The 468-nt window shown below is 70.7% G+C and carries 1 protein-coding gene; it reads left to right on the forward strand.

The features are described from left to right. On the forward strand, window positions 1-468 hold a 468-nt coding region (locus KYY02_RS33745), incomplete at both ends, for a beta-ketoacyl synthase N-terminal-like domain-containing protein (RefSeq protein WP_371244908.1).

Genomic DNA, 468 nt, shown 5'->3' on the forward strand with positions numbered 1-468 from the left:
GACGGCGGGAGTCGGCACGACGTACTCCCGCAGGGGTGCCTTCCTCGACGGCGTAGCCGACTTCGACCCCACGTTCTTCGGGATCTCGCCGCGCGAGGCGCTGGCGATGGACCCCCAGCAGCGACTGCTCCTCGAAACCTCCTGGGAACTCCTGGAGCGCGCCGGCGTCGACCCGACCTCGCTGCGCGGCAGCCGGTCCGGCGTGTTCGTCGGCACCAACGGCCAGGACTACACCACGCTGATGATGGCGGCGCCCGACAACGTCGACGGGTACTTCGGCACCGGCAGCGCGGCGAGCGTGATCTCCGGCCGCCTGTCGTACACGTTCGGTTTCGAAGGCCCGGCGGTGACCGTGGACACGGCGTGCTCGTCGTCGCTGGTCGCGCTGCACCTGGCCGTACAGGCCCTGCGGAAGGGCGAGTGCGAACTGGCCCTCGCCGGCGGTGTGACGGTGATGTCCACGCCTGC

Source organism: Streptomyces pimonensis (assembly GCF_041380215.1).
Taxonomy (GTDB): domain Bacteria; phylum Actinomycetota; class Actinomycetes; order Streptomycetales; family Streptomycetaceae; genus Streptomyces; species Streptomyces pimonensis.